Annotated in this window: 32 protein-coding genes; 1 reads left to right on the plus strand and 31 read right to left on the minus strand. The window is 66.1% G+C overall.

The features are described from left to right. Positions 1-5: 5 nt before the first annotated feature. The 16 genes from J3A75_RS33035 to J3A75_RS33110 form a co-directional block, all read right to left on the minus strand. Positions 6-374: a hypothetical protein gene (locus J3A75_RS33035; RefSeq protein WP_209651101.1), complete on the minus strand. Its 369-nt coding sequence runs from the start codon at positions 372-374 to the stop codon at positions 6-8. A 142-nt stretch (positions 375-516) separates the two neighbouring features. Beyond that, the gene (locus J3A75_RS33040) at positions 517-1,923 is read right to left on the minus strand and encodes a hypothetical protein (protein ID WP_209651102.1); all 1,407 of its coding nucleotides are present in this window, start codon (positions 1,921-1,923) and stop codon (positions 517-519) included. 227 nt (positions 1,924-2,150) lie between these two features. After that, positions 2,151-2,417, minus strand: coding sequence for a hypothetical protein (locus J3A75_RS33045; protein ID WP_209651103.1), 267 nt, complete (start codon positions 2,415-2,417; stop codon positions 2,151-2,153). Further along, the gene (locus J3A75_RS33050; protein WP_209651104.1) at positions 2,414-2,716 is read right to left on the minus strand and encodes a hypothetical protein; all 303 of its coding nucleotides are present in this window, start codon (positions 2,714-2,716) and stop codon (positions 2,414-2,416) included. Before J3A75_RS33050 ends, J3A75_RS33045 begins: the two co-directional genes overlap by 4 nt. Beyond that, positions 2,716-2,922, minus strand: coding sequence for a hypothetical protein (locus tag J3A75_RS33055; RefSeq protein ID WP_209651105.1), 207 nt, complete (start codon positions 2,920-2,922; stop codon positions 2,716-2,718). Before J3A75_RS33055 ends, J3A75_RS33050 begins: the two co-directional genes overlap by 1 nt. Beyond that, positions 2,922-3,317 (minus strand): hypothetical protein, encoded by a 396-nt coding sequence (locus J3A75_RS33060; protein ID WP_209651106.1) that lies wholly within the window; start codon positions 3,315-3,317, stop codon positions 2,922-2,924. Before J3A75_RS33060 ends, J3A75_RS33055 begins: the two co-directional genes overlap by 1 nt. Positions 3,318-3,404: 87 nt before the next feature. Continuing rightward, complete coding sequence (locus tag J3A75_RS33065; protein WP_209650163.1) at positions 3,405-4,214, minus strand: IS5 family transposase; 810 nt, start codon at positions 4,212-4,214, stop codon at positions 3,405-3,407. A 45-nt stretch (positions 4,215-4,259) separates the two neighbouring features. Then, entirely contained in the window at positions 4,260-4,493 is a 234-nt protein-coding gene (locus J3A75_RS33070) for a hypothetical protein (RefSeq protein WP_209651107.1), read from the minus strand. A gap of 1 nt (position 4,494) precedes the next feature. Next, complete coding sequence (locus J3A75_RS33075) at positions 4,495-5,193, minus strand: DUF4314 domain-containing protein (RefSeq protein WP_209651108.1); 699 nt, start codon at positions 5,191-5,193, stop codon at positions 4,495-4,497. A gap of 911 nt (positions 5,194-6,104) precedes the next feature. Beyond that, positions 6,105-6,410 (minus strand): hypothetical protein, encoded by a 306-nt coding sequence (locus tag J3A75_RS33080; protein ID WP_209651109.1) that lies wholly within the window; start codon positions 6,408-6,410, stop codon positions 6,105-6,107. Between the two features lie 196 nt (positions 6,411-6,606). Beyond that, a complete protein-coding gene (locus tag J3A75_RS33085) occupies positions 6,607-6,840 on the minus strand; it encodes a hypothetical protein (protein WP_209651110.1) in 234 nt (77 codons plus the stop codon). Next, positions 6,837-7,379: a hypothetical protein gene (locus J3A75_RS33090; RefSeq protein WP_209651111.1), complete on the minus strand. Its 543-nt coding sequence runs from the start codon at positions 7,377-7,379 to the stop codon at positions 6,837-6,839. Before J3A75_RS33090 ends, J3A75_RS33085 begins: the two co-directional genes overlap by 4 nt. A 61-nt stretch (positions 7,380-7,440) precedes the next feature. Further along, the gene (locus J3A75_RS33095; RefSeq protein ID WP_209651112.1) at positions 7,441-8,343 is read right to left on the minus strand and encodes an ATP-binding protein; all 903 of its coding nucleotides are present in this window, start codon (positions 8,341-8,343) and stop codon (positions 7,441-7,443) included. 53 nt (positions 8,344-8,396) lie between these two features. Further along, complete coding sequence (locus J3A75_RS33100) at positions 8,397-8,591, minus strand: hypothetical protein (RefSeq protein WP_209651113.1); 195 nt, start codon at positions 8,589-8,591, stop codon at positions 8,397-8,399. 76 nt (positions 8,592-8,667) lie between these two features. Beyond that, complete coding sequence (locus tag J3A75_RS33105) at positions 8,668-9,078, minus strand: hypothetical protein (protein WP_209651114.1); 411 nt, start codon at positions 9,076-9,078, stop codon at positions 8,668-8,670. A gap of 73 nt (positions 9,079-9,151) precedes the next feature. Beyond that, positions 9,152-9,424, minus strand: a complete 273-nt coding sequence (locus J3A75_RS33110) for a hypothetical protein (RefSeq protein WP_209651115.1) — start codon at positions 9,422-9,424, stop codon at positions 9,152-9,154. 823 nt (positions 9,425-10,247) lie between these two features. Here J3A75_RS33110 and J3A75_RS33115 point away from each other — a divergent pair. Further along, positions 10,248-10,553, plus strand: a complete 306-nt coding sequence (locus J3A75_RS33115; RefSeq protein WP_209651116.1) for a hypothetical protein — start codon at positions 10,248-10,250, stop codon at positions 10,551-10,553. A gap of 1 nt (position 10,554) precedes the next feature. On the opposite strand, the gene J3A75_RS33120 is transcribed toward J3A75_RS33115, so the two are convergent. The 15 genes from J3A75_RS33120 to J3A75_RS33190 all read right to left on the minus strand — a co-directional run bounded on the left by J3A75_RS33120 (position 10,555) and on the right by J3A75_RS33190 (position 18,323). After that, a complete protein-coding gene (locus J3A75_RS33120) occupies positions 10,555-10,887 on the minus strand; it encodes a hypothetical protein (RefSeq protein ID WP_209651117.1) in 333 nt (110 codons plus the stop codon). Between the two features lie 35 nt (positions 10,888-10,922). Continuing rightward, complete coding sequence (locus J3A75_RS33125; protein WP_209651118.1) at positions 10,923-11,261, minus strand: hypothetical protein; 339 nt, start codon at positions 11,259-11,261, stop codon at positions 10,923-10,925. Positions 11,262-11,335: 74 nt separating this feature from the next. After that, positions 11,336-11,938 (minus strand): lytic transglycosylase domain-containing protein, encoded by a 603-nt coding sequence (locus tag J3A75_RS33130; protein ID WP_209651119.1) that lies wholly within the window; start codon positions 11,936-11,938, stop codon positions 11,336-11,338. A gap of 334 nt (positions 11,939-12,272) precedes the next feature. Further along, positions 12,273-12,509 carry a hypothetical protein gene (locus tag J3A75_RS33135; protein WP_209651120.1) on the minus strand — a complete coding sequence of 79 codons (237 nt, stop codon included), beginning with the start codon at positions 12,507-12,509 and terminating at the stop codon, positions 12,273-12,275. A gap of 36 nt (positions 12,510-12,545) precedes the next feature. Next, positions 12,546-12,698 carry a hypothetical protein gene (locus J3A75_RS33140; protein WP_209651121.1) on the minus strand — a complete coding sequence of 51 codons (153 nt, stop codon included), beginning with the start codon at positions 12,696-12,698 and terminating at the stop codon, positions 12,546-12,548. Between the two features lies 1 nt (position 12,699). After that, a complete protein-coding gene (locus tag J3A75_RS33145) occupies positions 12,700-13,170 on the minus strand; it encodes a DUF1653 domain-containing protein (RefSeq protein ID WP_209651122.1) in 471 nt (156 codons plus the stop codon). A 15-nt stretch (positions 13,171-13,185) separates the two neighbouring features. Then, positions 13,186-13,560 (minus strand): hypothetical protein, encoded by a 375-nt coding sequence (locus J3A75_RS33150; RefSeq protein ID WP_209651123.1) that lies wholly within the window; start codon positions 13,558-13,560, stop codon positions 13,186-13,188. Between the two features lie 14 nt (positions 13,561-13,574). Then, entirely contained in the window at positions 13,575-13,940 is a 366-nt protein-coding gene (locus tag J3A75_RS33155; protein WP_209651124.1) for a hypothetical protein, read from the minus strand. Positions 13,941-14,019: 79 nt separating this feature from the next. Then, positions 14,020-14,676: a hypothetical protein gene (locus tag J3A75_RS33160; protein WP_209651125.1), complete on the minus strand. Its 657-nt coding sequence runs from the start codon at positions 14,674-14,676 to the stop codon at positions 14,020-14,022. Between the two features lie 81 nt (positions 14,677-14,757). Continuing rightward, on the minus strand, positions 14,758-15,261 hold the full coding sequence (locus tag J3A75_RS33165; RefSeq protein WP_209651126.1) for a hypothetical protein: 504 nt from the start codon (positions 15,259-15,261) through the stop codon (positions 14,758-14,760). A gap of 19 nt (positions 15,262-15,280) precedes the next feature. Then, on the minus strand, positions 15,281-15,595 hold the full coding sequence (locus J3A75_RS33170) for a hypothetical protein (RefSeq protein WP_209651127.1): 315 nt from the start codon (positions 15,593-15,595) through the stop codon (positions 15,281-15,283). 73 nt (positions 15,596-15,668) lie between these two features. Further along, a complete protein-coding gene (locus tag J3A75_RS33175) occupies positions 15,669-16,490 on the minus strand; it encodes a hypothetical protein (protein ID WP_209651128.1) in 822 nt (273 codons plus the stop codon). 201 nt (positions 16,491-16,691) lie between these two features. Next, positions 16,692-17,669 carry a hypothetical protein gene (locus tag J3A75_RS33180; protein ID WP_209651129.1) on the minus strand — a complete coding sequence of 326 codons (978 nt, stop codon included), beginning with the start codon at positions 17,667-17,669 and terminating at the stop codon, positions 16,692-16,694. 94 nt (positions 17,670-17,763) lie between these two features. Next, entirely contained in the window at positions 17,764-18,033 is a 270-nt protein-coding gene (locus J3A75_RS33185; protein WP_209651130.1) for a hypothetical protein, read from the minus strand. A 35-nt stretch (positions 18,034-18,068) separates the two neighbouring features. Next, entirely contained in the window at positions 18,069-18,323 is a 255-nt protein-coding gene (locus J3A75_RS33190) for a hypothetical protein (protein WP_209651131.1), read from the minus strand. Positions 18,324-18,326 lie beyond the last annotated feature (3 nt).

Consider the following 18,326-nt stretch of genomic DNA (forward strand, 5'->3'; position numbering starts at 1 on the left):
GGTGCTCACTCGTCGTCCCAGGTGGCCTTGGTCGGGGTGAAGCCCTCGGGCGCCGGGCGCATCACGCCCTCGATGCCCCAGAACCGGATCTCCGCGTCGGCGTCCTCGACGCTCATGGTCTCGCCGCGCTCCGCGGCCCGGGCGATGACGTGGCGCCGGGCCATCGCCCACTGGCGCTCATGCTTGTCGCTGGCCGCCCGCTGCACCGCGTAGGCGGCGAGGTCGCCCAGGCTGCGCTCGGCCCGGTTGCGCAGCGCCTGCGGGGCGAGCCCGTAATCGTCGGCGATCTCCACGAGGGCCGTCTCCAGCTTCTCGCCGGCGCCGAGGGCGCTGCCCAGCTCCTCGATCGCGGGGACGAACTTGTCGGTGGTCATGTCGCTCTCTGTGCTCTCTCGATGCTCAATTTCTAGCTGAGCCATTCGCGCTTTTGCGCGGCATCGGATGGGAGCGAGCGGGCAAAAAGAAAGGGGCGGCCCGAAGGCCGCCCCCAACTCGTAGCGTGTCAGTGCTGACTGCTCAGTTGTTGTAGATGAAGCCCAGCGGGCCCTCGGTCGTGGTGCCCTCGCAGCCCGGATCGTTGGACGCGAAGTGGTGGTTGCCAGCCCAGCAGCGGTAGATCGCGTGGGTGTTGGCCTCCTGGTTGTTGAACACCTCCGCGGTCACGCCCAGGTGCTGCTGACCCTCACAGCCGGCGTCGGTCGACAGGAAGTAGTCGGCGCCGGTGAAGCAGGAGTAGAGCTTGTGCGTGGCAGCGGTCGCAGCGACCAGGCCGCGGCCGAGCTGGAACTCAGCGTTGAAGCCCGGGCCGGCGTAGCCGGACGTCACCTTGTGGACCTGGCCGTTGTAGTAACGGACCAGCGGCGCGAAGGGGTCGTCCTTGTTGAGGATCGAGAACGTCAGCTTCCAGGTCGTCGGCGAGGGATCGCCACCGGCGAAGAAGATCTGGATGTTCGGGAAGAACGGCGTGATGTTGCCCGACGGGTCGCGGTTGAAGCCCGGCGAGTGGTTCAGGTAGAAGCCGGTCTGGTCGGTGTTGAGCTGGCCCAGCGGGGTCCACTGGAACGGCTGGCCCGAGAGGACCTGCGAGATCGGCATCTTGTAGAGACCCATCTGGTAGGTCTCGCGGTCCGGGTTGTTGACCTTGTCCTTGCACGGCTCGGCGTTGCAGTTCCGGCCGGGCAGCGAGGACATCATGTAGACGTCACCGGTGTTGTAGTCGTAGCCGAAGTCCGAGTTCGGGCCGATGGACGTGCCGTCGGTGGCGCGGGCCGGCAGACGGACCGGAGCCTCGAAGTTCACGCCGTTCGGGGTGTGACGCACGAAGATCTGGGCGAAGTTCGGATCGGCCGGCACCGAGGTGTCGGTGGTGAACACGAACAGGCTGGACTGACCGTCGGCGTTGAAGGTCGAGGGCTGACCCAGGCCGTAGTTGTTCGAGGCGTCGCCGATCGGCTTCAGGATGGAGTCGCCCTGCCAGTCGACCCAGTTGATGCCGTCGTTCGAGTAGGCGAGGCCGAGCTGGTTGTTCCACCCGGGCTGATTGTCAGCACCCGAGTAATACATGATGTGGGTGTAGTGCTGGCCGTCCTGCGGGTTGGTGAAGTTGCCGCGGATGACCGACGGATCGCAGGTATACTGCCGGTTCCAGGTCTGGCGCGAGTAGAGCACCTGCTGGATCGGGCCGAAACCGGCGCCGGTCGCGGTGCGGTGGTAGATGACGTCCGTGGCGCCCTGGCCGCACCACCACACGTCGGTCGTGCCGCCCGTGTTGATGATCGACGGCGCGTAGTTGTAGCCCTGGGGCCGCACGTCGTTGTTGAACCAGGCGTTTCCGGCCGGGCCCTGCCACGAGGCAGAGGCGGGCACAGCGGCTCCGGCGAGCGCAGCGAGCGCGATACCGCCGAGCACGAGCTTCTTGAGCATGGACTTCACGTAGTTGACCCTTTCAAGCTGGACTAAGTCAGTGCTGACTGCTCACTTTGAGCAGAGCACACCCTTCCGAACACTGTAACGACCCGCTCAACAGCAGTATCGCAGACGATGTGGGAAGCTCTCCGATCGCGTCGCTCAGTGCGTCTCGATCACTTTCTGAACTCTATTCTGGTAAGTCAGCGCTGACAAGCGCTATTTTCGAGGAAGCGAGACAAAAATCACTTGCGGCTGACTTGCGCAGAGGTTGACGATGGCGCTGGTTGCTCCAGCGCGTGGGCCTCGACGTAGAAGTGCCGATCGTCCTGGCTCAGCTCCTCGGCCAGCTCGAACGGATCCGTGGAGTAGCCGTCGCCCGGCCCGATCTCGAAGCCCTCAAGGTCGGCGAGCGCCTTGCACGCCTCGCCGTCCGTGGTGGCAACGCGGGTCTCGACCAGCGGTTCGCTGCCGCCGGTGTCCTGGACCTTCACGCAGACGAGGAGCTTCACGCCTTCCGCTCCTTCGCCGCCCAGGCGAGCAGGTCGGTGAGCGAGCGGATCTTGTGCGCGTCCTCCGCGCCGTCGGCGAGCCGGACCTCGATGCCGACCAGGGCGTCCTCGTCGAGCATCAGCAGCGTGGAGTGGCCCGGGACGCGGAAGGCCAAGCCGCCCTTCACCCGCTCGACCTCTGCGAAGTCGTAGCTCTGCCCGCTGCGCACGATCAGCGAGGCGCCGTCGACCACGCCCGCGTGCTTGGCCGGGTCGACCAGCTCCGCGGCGGCCATGATTTCCTTGGTCACGAGCCTCATTACACCTCTCCCAGCTCGGTGCGCAGCGCGCGGTGTCGGGCGTGACGGCGAGCGCCGTCGGCGGACTTGAGGGCGCGGGCGACCTTCTTGGCGCTGGTGCGGGCGCCGGCCGCCTTCAGGGCCTTGCGCGCTTCGCGGAGCAGCCACATCGCGTGGCCGATCCGCTGGACGTCGGCATCCGTGCCGGGCGTCATGGTCCGCGCCATCAGTGGGCGCCGGCCTTGGCGTTGCGGAACTCGTCCTGGGCGAGCGCGTGCTCGGCCCGGTAGGCGTAGACCATGCCGGCGAACACCCAGATCTCGTGATTGGGCAGCTCGGGGTCGATGGTCTCGCCCGCTACCGCGAAGCGCATCCAGACGCCGGTCCGGCGCTCCCAGCCGGCGTCCACCGCGGCGACCTCATGGTAATGGTCGTCGAGCCCGTTCACCGCGGTCTGGAGCTCGCGCACGGCGGCGGCGAGGTCGCCGCCCTCCCAGTTCGAGAGCACGGCGCGGGCAGCGAGATAGAGGCTCTCGTTCAGGCCGCCCAGCGCGTCGCCGCGCTGGAGCCCGATCATGTGCAGGACGTCGGTGCGGTCGTGTGCAGCGGACTTCGGCGTCATGGCTGTCTCCTCTTGCGTGTCAGTGCTGACTGACAATTAAGTTGTAGCGCAATGACTTACGGGTGTGCCTGGAACGTCTAGAGGCTGTTATGAACCTGTGGCCATTTGAGCGGCCTGTCTGAGCATGAGGCAGACGAAAGCGACGAGGTGCAGGTCTGCCAGGGTGCTGGCATAGCGCTCGTAATCTTTGACGAGCCTGCGGAAGCGGGTGGCCCAGGCAAAGGAGCGCTCCACGACCCAACGGCGTGGGAGCAGCACGAAGCCGCGCTTAGCCTCGGGCAGCTTCACCACCTCCAGTGCGATGCCATGCTCGCGGGCGGCTGTGGCCGGCTTCTCGCCCGTGTAGCCCTGATCGACGAAGGCGACCTCGACGCTCTCGCCGGTGGCCGCCTGCACGGCCTTGGCCAGCCGGCCGACCTGAGCGCGATCATCGGCATCGGCGGGCGTGACGTGCAGCGCCAGGAGATGGCCGAGGGTGTCCACCGCCATGTGCAGCTTCGAGCCCTTCTTGCGCTTGGCCCCATCGTAGCCGGCCCGCTCGCCGCTCTCGGGCGAGGAGCGCAAAGTCCGGCTGTCGAGCACAGCCGCCGTCGGCTCCGGCGCGCGACCCGACGCCGTGCGCAGCACCGCGCGCAGATCCTCGGCCAGTTGCTCGAAACAGCCGGCAGCCAGCCAACGCTGGGCCTGCTGATACACGGCAAACCAGGGCGGCAGATCATGCGGCATCAGCCGCCACGGGCAGCCGCTTCGCACCACGTAGCGCAGGCCGTTGAACACCTCGCGCAACGCATGCTCACGCTGACCGGCATCTTCACGCAGCAGCGTCAGGTAGGGCGCAACCAGCGCCCACTCCTCATCGGAAACGTCGGACGGATACGGCTTGCGGGGAGCGCTCATCCCCGCTCATCTGAGCACAGACCCGCCCCAGGTCCATAACAGCCTCTAGGCGGCTGAGCGGAGACGCATCTGGTTGTCGTCGAGGCCAGCCCAGCGCCGGATCACCTTCAGGCGGTAGGCGGCGTAGAGGTGCTTGAGGTGGTCGGCGCAGCTCTTGGCGAGCGAGGAGCGGGCGAGCGGCGCCCAGTCGTCGCCGGCGCAGGCGATGCACTCCAGCCGGTCGTTGAGGAGCTCCGCGTTCTCGAAGCAGTGGCACTTGGTGCAGGCGAGGATGGCCATGTCAGGCACTCACCGTCATGGCGTGCTGGGCGTGGTCGGCCTCGATGGCGTCCTCACGCTCGGCCGTGGTCGCCCGCTCGTGCAGGTAGGCGGTCGCCTCCTGCTGCATGTCCTTGGGCAGCGCCTCGAACAGCGCGGTGCGGATCCGGTTGAGCAGGTCCCACGCTTCGCCCGTGTCGGTGTGCTGGGCCCGACCACAGGCGACCGCGAAATCGTCGATGGACTCGATCACGTCGGCGCAGGTGTCGCGCGCCTTGAGCAGGTCCGGGACCATGACGCCATCGTGCCCATGCTCCTCGCTGAAGGCGCACTCCTCGCCCTCGTGGTTGATGACGTCGGTGACGTAGGGGAGCGCGTCGTCCCGGTGCTCCATGCGGGGCGCGCCGGCTCGGCCGTCCGTGACCATCTCGCGGGCGATGCCGGCGGCCTGGTCCGGGTCGGTCGCCTCGATCAGCAGCTCGTAGCGGGTGTAGGCGCAGTCCTCGATCAGGACGACGCGGTGCGTGGCGACCACCTCGAAGACGTCGACGCCGATGACCAGGTGCAGTGTCCGGCCGCTGTCCCACTTCACGCCGATCTGGCCCGGGCCGGCGCTGACGTAGAGGATGGTGCCGAGGCTGCCCGGCTCGATGGGGCACGGATCGTTCGGCATCTCGAGGAGGCGGATCCGGTCGCCGACCGATGGGAGAAGGTGTGTCATCGCTGACTGACTTCCTGTGTGCGCGTTGTCTGCTCTGACAACGTAGCTGCGCAGCACGAACGTGTCGGCTGGGGCTGTGTGGCAAGTCAGTGGTGACTGAACTGTGAACGCGCGTCAAGCTCGGATTGGTCCGGATCGTGGCACGGGGCGCTCGGGAATATCCGGTGCCATGGGCCTGTAATTAGAAGTATAGATAAGTAGTAAATTAGTAATTACAGGCCGATGGCGGTGGAATCCATGGTTCCGGGATGGAATGCCGTGCCGGCTACGCTTACGGCTCCCCTACCCTCTTGATTTCGGGCGCAGACGCGCGATTATCTATACGATCACGTCGGGCCGCTGGAGCAAGCTGGCAGCCCGGGAGTGGGCCGGGAGGCCTCGTGAACCTCCCGAACCTTTCAGTGGCTAGGTCAACCGAGCTGGATGCGGAGGATCAGTAGCAAGCTGGTCCTCCGCACACATTTAAGATCGAGGAGTTTGTTCGAAGTTGGCCCCAGCGCGCCTAACTTCTGCGGCCATATAATCATATATTTTTTCAAAGAAACTCTTAGGAAATTGGCCGTAAATCACTGTAGCCGGTTCTTTATCGGGGACGGGTCGTAAGTCGGTTCCGGGCCAAGGAAACAGATTTACTTCCGTATAGATTACCCATTGGCGGTCCGCGTCCAAACCGAGTCGCTCTTTAATTTTATTTGGGATTTCAATGCCTGCATCCGGCTCCTCGGGAGGAGAATGCGTTATCGGCGCTACTAAGCATTGGCCTGATGCCGCATCTCTCGCGATCATCAAAACTGCGGGGCGAACCTTCTTAGGCTTTGTCTCGCCCTCCCTACGCTCGCGTGCCCATAGGTAATTAAATCTAACAACAGTGCCTGGTGTGGGTGGTGCTGGTGGTATCACAATGCGAAATCCTAATATTCATATTCCTCCAAATCAGACGGCGGCGCTTCCAGAATCATTTGAGCGACGTCTGGCGGGAGATTGTCAATTGTATAAGCTTGGCGGTCACTTTTAGTGTCGCCAATTTTCAATAAGTTAAGAGCGGCTTCGAGAGCTTCCAGCATCTCTATGAAATCCGAGTAATCAACAACTACTGTGCTAGGCTTGCCATCTTCTTTGACAAGAACGGGCTTGCGATGCGCCTTATCGCGATAGAACTTAGGTTCCCTATCGAACTCGGTGACATCTGCTTCTATAGAAAATTCTAAAACGTCCATTTAAATCATCGCCTTCGGTGGCCGGGCAAGCGACTTCGACCTGATATACGCGCTAGTCGTCAATTTGTCAATAAGTCAGTCAGTGCTGATTTTCTTTCGGTCGCCTGTCACAGCGTCTTAGGTTGTCTGCTTGCTGCATACGTATGATCAGCTACTTGACAGATAATTAGTAGGCGATCCGACAAATCTCGTGGCTTCAGTCCGCGCGTCGGGCGATGACCGCGGCGACGTTCTCCAGGCTGGCTGCGGCGATGGCCGCCTTCACTGCTCGGATCATCAACCCCTGCTCGGCCGAGGAGTATGCCTCCCAGGCAAGCACGGGGCATTCCTTGGTCGGGTGGAGCCGCACCCAGGCCCGGCGCCACTCGGCGAGCCAGGACTGGGTGGCGATCTGCGCGGTCAGCCCGTCGATCGGCGGCTTGGTCATCACGCGGCGCGCCCGATGGTGCGGGTTGTCCGGCCAATACGACCTTTCAAGCCGGTGCGGATCAGGCTCTCGGCGTGGGCCTCGGCCAGGTGCCCGGGCAGGTGGATGGAGTTGCCGCTCTCGTTGATCGCCCAGGTCAGGTGGTCGATCACGGCGTTGGCCTCGCCAGCCTGCCGTGCGTAGGCGTCAGCCGCCCTCCCCTGCTCCACCGAGTCGACCTTGTAGGCCTCGAGCTCTGTGCGCAGGTCGGCGTTCTCCTCGCTCAGCTCCTGGACCTGAGCCGTGAGCCGGAAGTGCTCGGCGAGCGCCGCGGCGACGTTGAGGCCGCCCTGCACGTCCATTCGGCGCCAGCGCGCCCGGACGTCGTCGATGTAGCCGAGCGTCTGGCGCACCCGATACTGCACCAGGTCTTCGGCGCCCGCCTCGATCTGCGCCGCGCGCTTGCGGGCGCCGGCGAGGATGAACCGGGAGACGGCGAAGGAGCCGAGGATCATGGCGGCGCCGGCCGTGCCGGTCAGTGTGGGGAGGATCAGGAGGTCCATGTGCTGTGCTCCGGTCGTGAGTAAGTGCTGACTGACTATAGCGCGAGAGCGTCGGGTTGCATCAGGCGAGATGCGGAAGCAGCGCGACCAGGGTGACGAAGGCCATGAGCACGCCGGCGACGGCGAGCTTGGCCAACCAGGGCGACTCATTCGGTAGGCGCGGCCTGTTCACCAGCTTCGTCGGCACGAAGGCTTCGCCGAGCTTGAGGTGCTTGCTCTGCGTGGGCGCGACGGAGATGAGGACCGGCTGCTTGCCGATGGCGATGCCGAAGCCCCAGAACTGGCCTGGGTCGAGGTCGCGTAGACCCAGCGCCTCGTCGCTCTTGAGCGGGAAGCCCAGATTGTTCGCCGCGGCGTTGCGGTCAAGCACCTGCCCGACCCGGCCGACGAGCCAGGTGTTGCACTCGCCGGTGGCGTCCTTCGTGATCTTGGCGAGCCGCTGGGTGCAGAGGATGCCGGTGAACCCGCGCTTCCGGCCCTGGCTCATCAGCGTGCAGATCGCGCGCCGAGAGGTGTCGGCCGGCCCGGACTGCGGGGCGTAGCGGTGCGCCTCGTCGATCACGACGAATGCGGGCTGCCAGAGGTCGCGCGGCTGGGTCATGAGCGCGTCGAGGAACTTGCCGATCCAGAGGCGCTGCGCGTCCATACCCTCGGTGTCGTTGAACTGGATGATGACCGAGGTCTTGGTCTCCAGGATCCACCGGGCGAGCCGGAAGGCTGCGCCGCGCGGCGCATCGGCGTGCGGGCCGCCGAAGATCACGTAGGGGTGGAGCTGGCGCAGGGTGTGGAACTCCTGCTCGGGGTCGATGATGATCTGCACCCCGTGGCCCCAGAGCTGCTCGAGGACCTTGCGCACCGTGTGCGTCTTGCCGGCGCCCGTGTTGCCGATGATCGCGAGGTGGGTGCCGGTGAGCTTGTCGGCGTCGAGGGCGATCTCCTGCCCGTTTGCGTCGTGACCGATCATTCGCGCGTTCTCGCTTGCTGTCATGCGAGAATGCGCGAATGACGATCGGGGAACTACTGGCAGCGCTCGGGGTCTTCTAGGGCTGCGCGCGTCTCGTGCTTCTGCTGGGCGCGTGCGCGCTGGTGCTGGAGCACGGTGTCCCGGGTCTGCGCCCGCTTGCTGCGCCGGTTGGCGTAGGTCTCGGACGGGAAGGTGTCGTGGCCGGGGCAGCAGCCGCTGTCCCCGCGCCGGCGGCCGTAGGGCTTCACGGCTCCTCCTGGATCAGGTCGGACGGGCGGCTCTCTCCGTCCTCGATGATGGTGCCGTCCTGCGTGATGATCCGGTTCATGCAGCCTCCTCGAGCAGGTCCTCGCTGCACACGCCGTCGGCGATCTTGCGCTCGATCCGCGCCTTGAAATGGGCGGTGGATTTCGAGAGCACCCGGAGGATCTCGGCCTCCTCGCACTCGTCCGCGGAGATCTCGGCCGTCTCGCACAGGGCAAGCACGCTGATCCCGAGGCCGCCGACCTCCTGGCGCAGCGCGCCCGGCGGATTGGCGTAGACCTTGGCCGTGAGCCCGGCGATCTTCTCCTGCGGGTAGCCGGCCGCCTGGGCGAGCTCCAACGCCTCCTCCAGGACCCGCTCGGCCCGGAAGCGCAGGTTCAGGGTGCGCAGGCCGAACACCCGGGTGATCCAGTCCTTCACGACGACCTGGCGCTTGTCCCGCGTGTAGCGGGTCTGGTGGGGAGTGAGCACGTTCGTCTCCTGGTAAGTCAGTGGTGACTGTTGCAGATGGGCAACACGGCGCGCGAGAGCGCCCTGCCCGGTTCTAGTGGCTGGGCCCGGTGTCGATGCCGTCGCCGACGATGGCCGGATCGTTCGCCATGCGCTCGAGGACCATCATGACCTCGGGGTAGCGCAAGGCGATCGAGAGGGCGATCAGCTTCCGGCCCTGTGCCTCCTGCGCGGGCGTCAGTGGGCCGTCGACGCCGGTCGAGAACACCTTGAAGGTGCCGTCGGGCTTGAGGATCACGCCGGCATCACCGTGTTCGATCGGTGAGGTTACGGTGTTCTCCAGGGTCAGCAGGGTGTTGGGCTTCACGAGGTCTCCTTGTTGGCTGTGGATGCGCTGTGGATATGTGGCGCGTGTCGCGCTGTGCGTCTCATCTATAGCGCGCTGTCGCTCAGATTTTCGTGGCGTGTGTAGGAACCGATTGCTAGAACAAAAAGGGAACGGAACGACTCACCATAGGTTGAAAGCGTCGGAAGCCCCGGAGGGGGTCCGGGGCTTCCGCTGGTAGGTCTTCTTGGTGATGACCCGCTGCCTAAAGATTGGGCGTGCTAAAACTTTGGCGTTTGGGTTGCGGCACTTAGGGGATTTTTTCTCCATGGCTCAGCTTCTTCATGAACGTGTTGTGAAATTAGCGATTTTTTCCTGCGGTGTCGGTTGGAATGTCACGGAAACCTGCGAGGTCTGCAAAATTTCGCTACCACGACCGCTGGTTACGCCCGTAACCCACTAGCATGTTAACGCTGTCCGATTTATGGACAGCTACGGCCCCGGGTGATTGGCGACCCGGAAGCAATGCGGCCCGTCTTCACACCACACACAAGAAATCCCGGGAGCCTCACACACGATGTCAGAGGTGTCGGTCAATCGCTTCCACGACATGAGCTCCGAACTCGTAGCTCGGATCGAGGATACGCTTGCTCACTACGCACGCGAGCACGGACAAGTCTACAGTGCCGTGGCGATGTCCCAATCGCATCAGTCGATTAGGGATCTCGCTCAAGACGCCCTCACGTTCGGAATGGACATCTGGACCCACGGGTCCGGGGGCAGCGACGACGACTACGGTGGGAATGTTGTCCGCCTGCCGGTCGGACGCTCGCGGCGCCGCCCTAGGGCGTTCGCCGGCGTTCGCATGGCCATGTCGATCATCGGGGCCGTGACGGGCTCCACGATCATCGCGGCCGCGACGACGGAGACGGTGAGCCTGCCCGGGTTCCACCAAGTCGCCAGCTTCATCTTCTCCAAGAACGCGCCGCCCGAGTCCGTGCGGATCGTCGAGGATCACGGTCACGTCTACCGCATGCGGTTCACCCGGCATCCGGGCGAGCCGTGGGACGTGGTCCATCTCGAGGAGACCAAGGAGCTGACACCCTCTGAGGTCGCGGGCTCTCGCCACGACGACGGCACGATGCTCGACGATCCGCCGTTCCACGGCTGAGCTACCAGCTCCCCCACGCATAGCCGTCTTCGGGCACGCGCTCGAGGGCGGGTTCGACTGCCGGCGCCGGCTCCTCGATGGTCTGGTCGATTTCGGCCATGCGCGCATTCGCGATTGCGAGCAGCTTCTCCGCGTAGCCGGCGAGCGCCTTCCGGGCCCGGCGATATTGCCGCTGGGTCATGCGGTCGTCGTAGAGCGGGAGCTTGCGATGGATGTCCGCCAGGAACTCCGCGTCCGGGCCGTCGAAGCCCGCGGGCGCCAGCGCCTTGATCGCGCGCTTCACCGCGGCGTCGGAGCCGGCGATCAGCGCCAGGATGGTCTTTTCGGTGTGCATGTCGCTCCTCTCGTGTCGCTCTCGACACTCAGAAGCTACGACAGCCGTTCAGCCGGGTCGGGTGGCGATGCGAGGATTATTTTGCGTTCACGTTCGTTGACAGATCGCCGGCGTGCGCTCGGCAAATGGAGTATCTGATGGCACGACACCTGTTCATCGCCGGTGCGTTCCTGCTCACGATCGCCACCGCTCAGGCTGCACCAAAGGAACAAAACTGGCCCGGAGGTGGGGGTTACAGCAGCGGCGGGTTCGGTGGAGGCAGCAGCGCGGCCCAGGCCGGGCAGATGCGGTTCGAGACTGACGTTCGCGGTCGAAGCGAGCGGAACCTCGGCGGTTTGCAGGATCGGCGCGGTTGCACCGGTCGACAGACACACAGTCACTCTCGACCCGACTGTTAAAACGGCATTCGCGCATGCCGGCATGAGAGCATGCGCGAATGCCCTGATGCTCACAGACCGGCGAAGTGCATCACCTTGCGACCGTAACTGGTGCAGCGCGGCCGCGCGCCGACGCCCGTGTTGTAGAGCGAGACGCCCGCGCAGGAGGCCCCTCCCCTGCTGATCGCCTGGCGCAGGTAGCGCATCGAGCCCGCGATGTTCTGGCGGCAGTCCATCGGGTTGCGCACGCCCATGGCCCGTGCCGTCGCCGGCATGAGCTGCCCTGCCCCGGCCGCACCCGAGCGGTTGCGGGCCCGGCAGTTGTAGCCGCTCTCCACCCGGATGATCGCGTGGGCGATCCGCTGGGGCACGCCGGCGCGGGCCGCTTCCTGGGTGACGATCGCCTGGACGGAGCCGCCCTCGGCCTGGTCGGTGAGGCGGTTCAGCCCGCGGTTGATCCGGCGGACCGGCGCCTCGACGACGCGCTTGGTCTTCCCGAGAAGCTGATCGAGGAAGCTGGGCTCCTCGGCCGGCGCCTCGACAGCGACTGGCTCCAGCGCCACGATCTGCGCGTGGTGCCGGTGGTGATGGTGATGACGGACCCGGGCCGCAGCCTCTCCCGTCGTGGCCGTGATCGTCAGTGCGACCATGGCCGCCAGCGTTACGAGGCGCATCCGCCCTCTCCTCTGTTGCACACCGAACAAGTCAGTGCTGACTTATTATAGCGAGGGAGGGCCCGGGTTTGTCTGAACGCTGCCCGCCCGGCCGCTCGACCAGGCCGGGGATCGCGTGCGCGCGTCGCTGAGACGCTTCGCGTGCTGCGTGCTGTCGTCGTGCGCGCGAGCGCGCCCCGACGCTGTGCGAGCTTCTGAGAGCTTGCGCGCTCTCGCCCATTCGATCATGCGCGCACGCTCGCAAGCGCTCACGAAAAGACCCGAGCAGCGGGTGCTGCGCGGGCCAGGTTCTGCCAGAGCAAGTGGGCTGCGATATCGCCCCAGCAGATCGGCGTCAGACCGGGTCGCGGTCGCCGTCGTCGCTGCCGTTCGTCTCGCCCTGCTTCAGGAGCGGCAGGACCATCTTCAGCGGCTCCGTCGGCGAGCCCTTCCACTTCATGTCCTTCATCCCGAGCGTGATCTGCGAGCCGTTCGGCAGCGTCGCGGTGATCGTCTCGCCACCATCCGTGAACGCGAGCTGCGCGTCCGGATGAAAGAAGGGCCTGAAGATCTTGTCGGTGAAGGCGCTCATTCTCGCATGCTCCTATGCGCGAAAGCGCGCCGTCTATCAGCGTCGCGCCCGGAGCACCAGGCCGGCGATGAAGAGGGCGATCAGCCCCGCCTCCATCAGGAAGAAGCCGACGGACGGCTCGCTCCCGAAGCCCGAGTAGACCGGGCCGCGGACGCCGGAATTGCCGTAGTGGCTGATCGACGGCACCATGTCAGGCGACCTCGCCCCGGATCAGGCCGTCACACAGCGCCCTCGCCTCGTCCACGAGCTGCCGGCGCTGGGCTGCATCGTCCCGGTAGAGCTGGCCGCCGAACTGAATCATCAGGTTGCGGGCCGCGGCCGAGACGTTGTCCAGCATCTCCAGGAGCTGCTCGCGGGTCGGCTCGGCCGGCGGCTCGTCGCGCCAGGTGCGCGGGCCCGACACGTAGGTGAAGCGGTCGGTGCCGCCGTCGCCGACCCAGCTATCGGCGAAGCCCGCCCACTGGTTGTCGGCCGAGAACAGCAGCGCCCGGGTCCAGGCGTCGCCACCCTCGACCGGCTCGTAGGTCACGAGCCACTCGCCCGGGTTCTCGCTGTGTCGGGAGACGGCGGCGACGCGGTAGCGGGTGCCCTTGTGGTGGCGCCAGATCGAGCCGCGACCGGGCAGGTAGTCGGGCTTGGGCGAAAGCGCGGTTGCGGTCATGATCGCATGCTCCCTTTAGCGCTTGGGCGAAACGAGGCCGGGGTAGCGGCTCCCGGCCGGCCCGTAGACCTCGAGGATCTCCTCGCATGCGGTGCGGGCGCCCTGCTTGCCGCGGCGCTTCTGCTGGCCGAGCCAAATCTCCTCGGGGCCCTCGGGCTCGAGGTCCATCATCTCGATGCCGTTGGCGTAGAGCGTCTTGGTCACGGCGTCGCCGTCGACCCGCAGCCCCGGGCAGGCCTTGTCGGCATACTGGGTGTCGCCGAACATGGCGGCCATCGCCTTCAGCTTGTCGAAGTGGTCGGGCTCCGACTGGTGCCGGAAGTGGGTCTGCGCCTGCGCCGGGCCGGCGATCAGAGCGACGAGGAGGGCGGTTCGTGCGAATGCGCGCATGATCGAATGCTCCCTTACTCGCCCTGCGGCGCGTTCGGCCACACGATCAGGCCGGGCAGGGTGGTGCCGCGGCGCCCGAACCGGCTGTAGAGGTCGACGCAGTTCGACCCGACCGCGCCCCGGTGGAAGCGCTCCTCCCAGTCGCGGGCGATAGCGGCGACCTTCTTGCCCTCGACCTCGGCCCGGCTGACGCCGTTGGCGCGCACCGCCTGCGCCATCACCTCGTAGTTCGTGCGCATGCCGGCGCAGTTGTGGTCCACGAACCGGGCGACGGCGATCATGATGCCGACCCGGTCGAGGCTGGTCATCGGCTTCTCCTTCGCGAGCGCCGGAGCGGTAGTCGCGGCGATCAAGGCGAGGGTGGTCAGGGCGCGCTTCATGCTGGGGCTAGGTCCTTTCGTTTGAGCGGGTTGGTCGAATAGGCGCATGCGAGCTTGCCCGCATGCGCCCTTGCGATCGTCAGTGCTTCTTGGTGATGACGTGGGCGATCACGCTGCCCTCGTCGCCGAAGCGGCCCCAGGCGGTGTCACAGCCCTTCGGGTGCCTCACGTAGGCGGCCACCTGGTTCATCGCCTCGTTGGCGAGCGCCGGGCTGTTGATGTGGTCCTGGGGCACCTCGAGGCCGTTGAGCGTCGACACAAAGGTATCCTGGCTGATCTCCATGTCCTTGCACTGGCCCCGGACGTAGGAGCTCGACGCCATCAGCAGCGCCGCCTTGTTCTCCGGCGAGCCGTCGGGGAAGCGCTCGGTGATCGGCTTCTTCTGCTCGCGCGGCTTCACGAGCCCGAGGATCACGGTGCCCTGGGGTCCGAACGCCTCCTCGATCCCCTTGCAGCCGTTCACCGGGTCCTTGCGCAGCTTGTCCGTCAGCTCGGCGATGTCGGCCGCGTAGCGCTTGTCCACGAGATCGGCTTGCGTGATGCCGTAGCCCTTCATGGCGCCGGCCTGGCCTGCGGAGTCGGGCTCGACGTTGCGGCAGACGAAGGCGGCCACGACGTTGACCGAGGCGATCTGGACGATCTTCATCTCGCGGGAGCCGTTCTTGGCCTCGTAGGCGCCGGCTGAGGAGGTGAGGGCGAGAGCGAGGGCGATGGCCGAAAGAGCGCATGCGCGCATGGTCGAATTTCCGTCTCGATTGCTGGGTGTGTCGGGGCGCGCATGCGGGCTTGATCGCATGCGCGCTTTAGCGAATGCGGCCTACTTCTTGCCGGCGCTGACGATCACGTCCGGGATGGCGCTGCCGGTCGGCCCGAACTCGGAGAAGATCAGGTCGCAGGCGCGCTTCGCCTCCATGCCGCGGTAGAAGGCGAGCTGCTGATCGGCGAGGTCCTTGATCTTCACCTGGTCGAGGCCGTCGGTCTTGAACTTGGCCTCGGAGAGCCGGGTGGCCGCGCCGACCGGGTCGAACTTGGCGTTCGGGCAGGCGCCGCCGTCCACGAACTCGTTCAGGGCGATGAAGGTCGCCTGGGTCTGGTAGTTGCGGCTCTCCCGGATCTGCTCGGGCGTGCCGGTCGGCAGCTTGGACTGGTCGGGGCGCGGCGTCTGGGCCGGGGCCGCCTTCGGGGCGTCCTTGTTCGTCGCCTCGATGTGCCCGTTCGGGGCGTCCTCGTGGTTCGTGACCCAGCCCGCGCGGGCGGCGATCGAGTTCGCCGGGATGGCCAGCAGGCAGCAGAGGGCGAGGGCGATGTGACGGTTCTTCATGGTCGCTTGTGTCCTTTCGCTAATGCGCGCTTTCGCGCAGAGGGGTTGCAATCAGGAAGTCGCGCAGGACCCGCAGCTCGTTGAGGTCCTCGACGGCGTTCCAGTGCTCGTGGCCCCGCTTGCCGTGACGGCGCGGGAAGGTGCGCTTGACCCGGTCCTCGGCCTCGGGGAGCACGGTCCCGTCGAGGTGCGCGAGGCACTGGGTGCGATGTTCTTCGGAGACGGGCCGGCCATCGCCCGCGTGGAAGGCGTAGAAACAGGCCCCGGGGTCGGCTGAGTGGATGTAGCTGCCCCACTGGGAGGCGATGGCGTAGGCGGCCGACGGCGCCAGCATGATCGAAAGCTCCTTTGCTCGAATGCGCGAATGATCGAGGTGAGGGCGGGGCGCGTCGGCCCCGCCCGGTGGATCAGGCGGCTTCCGCCGGGGCGGGCCCGGCGGCGAGGGTGCGAAGCGCCTCGACCAGGAGGCTGTCCGGGTTCACGGTCAGCTTGTTGCCGGCCCGGGTCGCGATCTTGAGCGCGGGGAACAGCGACATGATCTGGCCGACCTGGCTGCGGGCGGTGCCCTCGGCGTAGGTCTTCGAGCCGTTCTTGGTGCTGGTCGCCTTCAGCACCGCGACCATGTCCGACGAGGTGATCTCGCCGGCGGCGTCGAGCGCCCGGAAGCAGTCCATCACGTAGGTGGACGGCGCCTTGCCCTGGTGGATCGAGACCAGGAGGTTCTCGAATTTCTCCTGGACCTTCTTCTGCGCCGGGCAGGCGCGGATGACGGCCGCCTTGTTCGCCTCGAGGTCGTCGGGCACGAGGGTGGTGAGCACGAAGGCGTCGACCGGCAGGGCATCGACGCTGATCCGCGGGGTGCGGGTTTTCGCCGGGCCGGCAGCCTTCTTGGGCTTGGCGGCAGCGGGCGTGGCCGGGGTGACGTCGGTCGCCGCGAGGTCGATGACCGGGCCGCTCTCGTGGCTGGCGTAGACCTCCTCGCGGGCCTCCTGGAGCTGCATCTCGGCCTCGATCGCGGAGGCGGTCTCCTCGTCGAGGATCGTCTCGTCGGTAGCCGCGAGCTCCACCTGGCCGTCCTCGGTCGCCGGCTCCTCGATCACGTCGTCGGCGGCGACGTCGCTGACCGCCTGCACGTCGACGATGGTCTCGTCGGGGATATCCAGACCGCCCAGCAGAGCGTCCAGCTCGTCGGCTTCGGCAGTCATCACGGTGGTGCTCGCGTCGTTCATCTGTGTGTTCTCCTTCTCTGTTGCTGTTGTCGTTGCTCTCTTGCTCTCGACAGTCTCGTTATAGCTACGAGAACTCGGCGATGCGGCTGGAACGACTTGGATCAGGAAGGGAGCTTTCGCTCTTGCGCGCATGCGCTGATGCGCGCTTGCCGCCATACGGCCGGGGTCCAGCCCCGGCCGTTCGGTCACGATGTGCGAGGATCAGAAGTCCTGGAGCGCGGCCCGCTTCCAGTGGTTGTCCGACACGCACTGGTAGAAGAAGCCGGTGTCGTAGGCCTGCTCGCCGCGCACGCACGCGCCGAACGACGAGGACGGGGTGTGCGGGATCGTGGCGGCGATCCGGCCGACCTGGACAAGGCCGTCATCGAACACCGACAGCATCGGGCCGCCCGGGGTGAAGTAGCGGAGCGCCGTGTTGTCGTAGTCCCAGAAGTGCTTGAAGTTGCCGTCGTTGTCGCCGTCGACCGCGAAGAACTGGTTCGGCGCCATCATGATCGCGGCCTTGGAGAAGTAGGCCTGCGTGGTGTCGAGGCCGATCTGGAACTGCCCGCCCTGGCCCAGGAAGCCGATGCCGCGGTCGATCCAGCCGCCGGCCGGGGTGCCCATCATGATGCCGTAGCCCGAGTGGGCGCCGTTCGTGCCGGACATGGAGATCTGGATGCCGACGCGCTGCCGGTTCTTGTCGGTGCCCTTGGCCGTGGTGGACACGTCGATCTCGGTGCCGATGCACGAGGCGACCGGGTCTTCCTCGCCCGTCATGTCCGCGCAGTTGAAGTTGCCCGCCCAGGTCGGACCGACCGGTCCGATGCCGTTCGACTCCTTGAAGGCCGTGCCGTTCACCGCGACGTTCTGGGCGCCCGTGGAGGCGAGGGCGTTGTTGTGGAGCTCACCCGTGAGGACCCACTCGAAGCCCTTGTTGTTCGGGTTGGTCGAGCCCAGCGCCCAGATGGTGTGGTAGGTGTTCCACATCTGCCCCGAGCCCGAGTTCATGTGCCGGTCGACCCGCAAGCTGGTCGTCGGGTCGAAGTTCGGCGGCGCGTTCCAGATCATCATCGTGCCGCCGTCGATGCCCGGCTGACCCGTGCCCTGCACGTTCGGGACAAAGGTCTGCGCCGCGACAGGAGAGGCCGCGCAAGCAAGAACGGAGGCGAGCAGAAGGTTACGAAGGAAATAGGTCATAGTTATCCTGTGTATTCTACTGGTGGATCTTTGCCGTCTCAGTCAGTAGTGACTTATCTATAGTGAGGCGACTTCGGGGATGGCAACCGAATTTTTACTCGGCTTCTGCAAATTCTTCGGGAACTGCCGGGATGTCTGCGACGAGCATCGCGGCCGGCATGATGGTTTGGCCCGCGACGACCATGCAGATGTTGGCGCCGGCGGCGATCTGGGCGCGCTCCTCGGGCGTCGGCTCCCAGACGGTCGTGACCTGGCCGTCCTTCCGGTGGCCGTAGATCGTGAGGCACTTGCCGTGCTTGGCCTCGTCCCAGTCCTTGGGTGCCGTGAGGCGCAGGTTCGCCCCGTGGAACTTCACAGCCTTCATGGTGGCATGCTCGCTTTCGTGCTTGTGCGAATGGGCTACGGGATGGCGAACCAGCGCTGCTGCCGGCCCTGGCGCACGCACCGGATCTGCCCGGCCGTGCGGAGCTTCTGGATGAGCCGGTCTGCGAGCCGGTGCGGGACCATCCGCTTCGGGTCGGTGATGCCGGCGGCGAGGAGCAGCGACGTGGCGCGGCCCTCGATCGCGGTGGCCGTGGGGCCGGAGCCGCTGGTGATGAAGTGGGTCAGCGCCGTCACGACGCTGTCGGGGATCTCGGTGCCGAGGACGATCATGGG

The organism is Methylobacterium sp. PvP105 (assembly GCF_017876975.1).
GTDB classification, from domain to species: domain Bacteria; phylum Pseudomonadota; class Alphaproteobacteria; order Rhizobiales; family Beijerinckiaceae; genus Methylobacterium; species Methylobacterium radiotolerans.

Excerpts from the sequence above, each read along its gene's own strand:
- J3A75_RS33115 (WP_209651116.1), top strand. The coding sequence starts at position 10,248 with ATGGCCATGTCGATCATCGGGGCCGTGACGGGCTCCACGATCATCGCG.
- J3A75_RS33140 (WP_209651121.1), bottom strand. The coding sequence starts at position 12,698 with ATGGTGCCGTCGATCAGCCACTACGGCAATTCCGGCGTCCGCGGCCCG.
- J3A75_RS33155 (WP_209651124.1), bottom strand. The coding sequence starts at position 13,940 with ATGAAGCGCGCCCTGACCACCCTCGCCTTGATCGCCGCGACTACCGCT.
- J3A75_RS33050 (WP_209651104.1), bottom strand. The coding sequence starts at position 2,716 with ATGAGGCTCGTGACCAAGGAAATCATGGCCGCCGCGGAGCTGGTCGAC.
- J3A75_RS33130 (WP_209651119.1), bottom strand. The coding sequence starts at position 11,938 with ATGCGCCTCGTAACGCTGGCGGCCATGGTCGCACTGACGATCACGGCC.
- J3A75_RS33095 (WP_209651112.1), bottom strand. The coding sequence starts at position 8,343 with ATGATCGGTCACGACGCAAACGGGCAGGAGATCGCCCTCGACGCCGAC.
- J3A75_RS33035 (WP_209651101.1), bottom strand. The coding sequence starts at position 374 with ATGACCACCGACAAGTTCGTCCCCGCGATCGAGGAGCTGGGCAGCGCC.
- J3A75_RS33060 (WP_209651106.1), bottom strand. The coding sequence starts at position 3,317 with ATGACGCCGAAGTCCGCTGCACACGACCGCACCGACGTCCTGCACATG.
- J3A75_RS33180 (WP_209651129.1), bottom strand. The coding sequence starts at position 17,669 with ATGACCTATTTCCTTCGTAACCTTCTGCTCGCCTCCGTTCTTGCTTGC.
- J3A75_RS33080 (WP_209651109.1), bottom strand. The coding sequence starts at position 6,410 with ATGGACGTTTTAGAATTTTCTATAGAAGCAGATGTCACCGAGTTCGAT.
- J3A75_RS33070 (WP_209651107.1), bottom strand. The coding sequence starts at position 4,493 with ATGGCCATCCTCGCCTGCACCAAGTGCCACTGCTTCGAGAACGCGGAG.
- J3A75_RS33075 (WP_209651108.1), bottom strand. The coding sequence starts at position 5,193 with ATGACACACCTTCTCCCATCGGTCGGCGACCGGATCCGCCTCCTCGAG.
- J3A75_RS33170 (WP_209651127.1), bottom strand. The coding sequence starts at position 15,595 with ATGCTGGCGCCGTCGGCCGCCTACGCCATCGCCTCCCAGTGGGGCAGC.
- J3A75_RS33145 (WP_209651122.1), bottom strand. The coding sequence starts at position 13,170 with ATGACCGCAACCGCGCTTTCGCCCAAGCCCGACTACCTGCCCGGTCGC.
- J3A75_RS33160 (WP_209651125.1), bottom strand. The coding sequence starts at position 14,676 with ATGCGCGCATGCGCTCTTTCGGCCATCGCCCTCGCTCTCGCCCTCACC.
- J3A75_RS33185 (WP_209651130.1), bottom strand. The coding sequence starts at position 18,033 with ATGAAGGCTGTGAAGTTCCACGGGGCGAACCTGCGCCTCACGGCACCC.
- J3A75_RS33190 (WP_209651131.1), bottom strand. The coding sequence starts at position 18,323 with ATGATCGTCCTCGGCACCGAGATCCCCGACAGCGTCGTGACGGCGCTG.
- J3A75_RS33055 (WP_209651105.1), bottom strand. The coding sequence starts at position 2,922 with ATGGCGCGGACCATGACGCCCGGCACGGATGCCGACGTCCAGCGGATC.
- J3A75_RS33065 (WP_209650163.1), bottom strand. The coding sequence starts at position 4,214 with ATGAGCGCTCCCCGCAAGCCGTATCCGTCCGACGTTTCCGATGAGGAG.
- J3A75_RS33040 (WP_209651102.1), bottom strand. The coding sequence starts at position 1,923 with ATGCTCAAGAAGCTCGTGCTCGGCGGTATCGCGCTCGCTGCGCTCGCC.
- J3A75_RS33135 (WP_209651120.1), bottom strand. The coding sequence starts at position 12,509 with ATGAGCGCCTTCACCGACAAGATCTTCAGGCCCTTCTTTCATCCGGAC.
- J3A75_RS33120 (WP_209651117.1), bottom strand. The coding sequence starts at position 10,887 with ATGCACACCGAAAAGACCATCCTGGCGCTGATCGCCGGCTCCGACGCC.
- J3A75_RS33165 (WP_209651126.1), bottom strand. The coding sequence starts at position 15,261 with ATGAAGAACCGTCACATCGCCCTCGCCCTCTGCTGCCTGCTGGCCATC.
- J3A75_RS33090 (WP_209651111.1), bottom strand. The coding sequence starts at position 7,379 with ATGGACCTCCTGATCCTCCCCACACTGACCGGCACGGCCGGCGCCGCC.
- J3A75_RS33175 (WP_209651128.1), bottom strand. The coding sequence starts at position 16,490 with ATGAACGACGCGAGCACCACCGTGATGACTGCCGAAGCCGACGAGCTG.
- J3A75_RS33150 (WP_209651123.1), bottom strand. The coding sequence starts at position 13,560 with ATGCGCGCATTCGCACGAACCGCCCTCCTCGTCGCTCTGATCGCCGGC.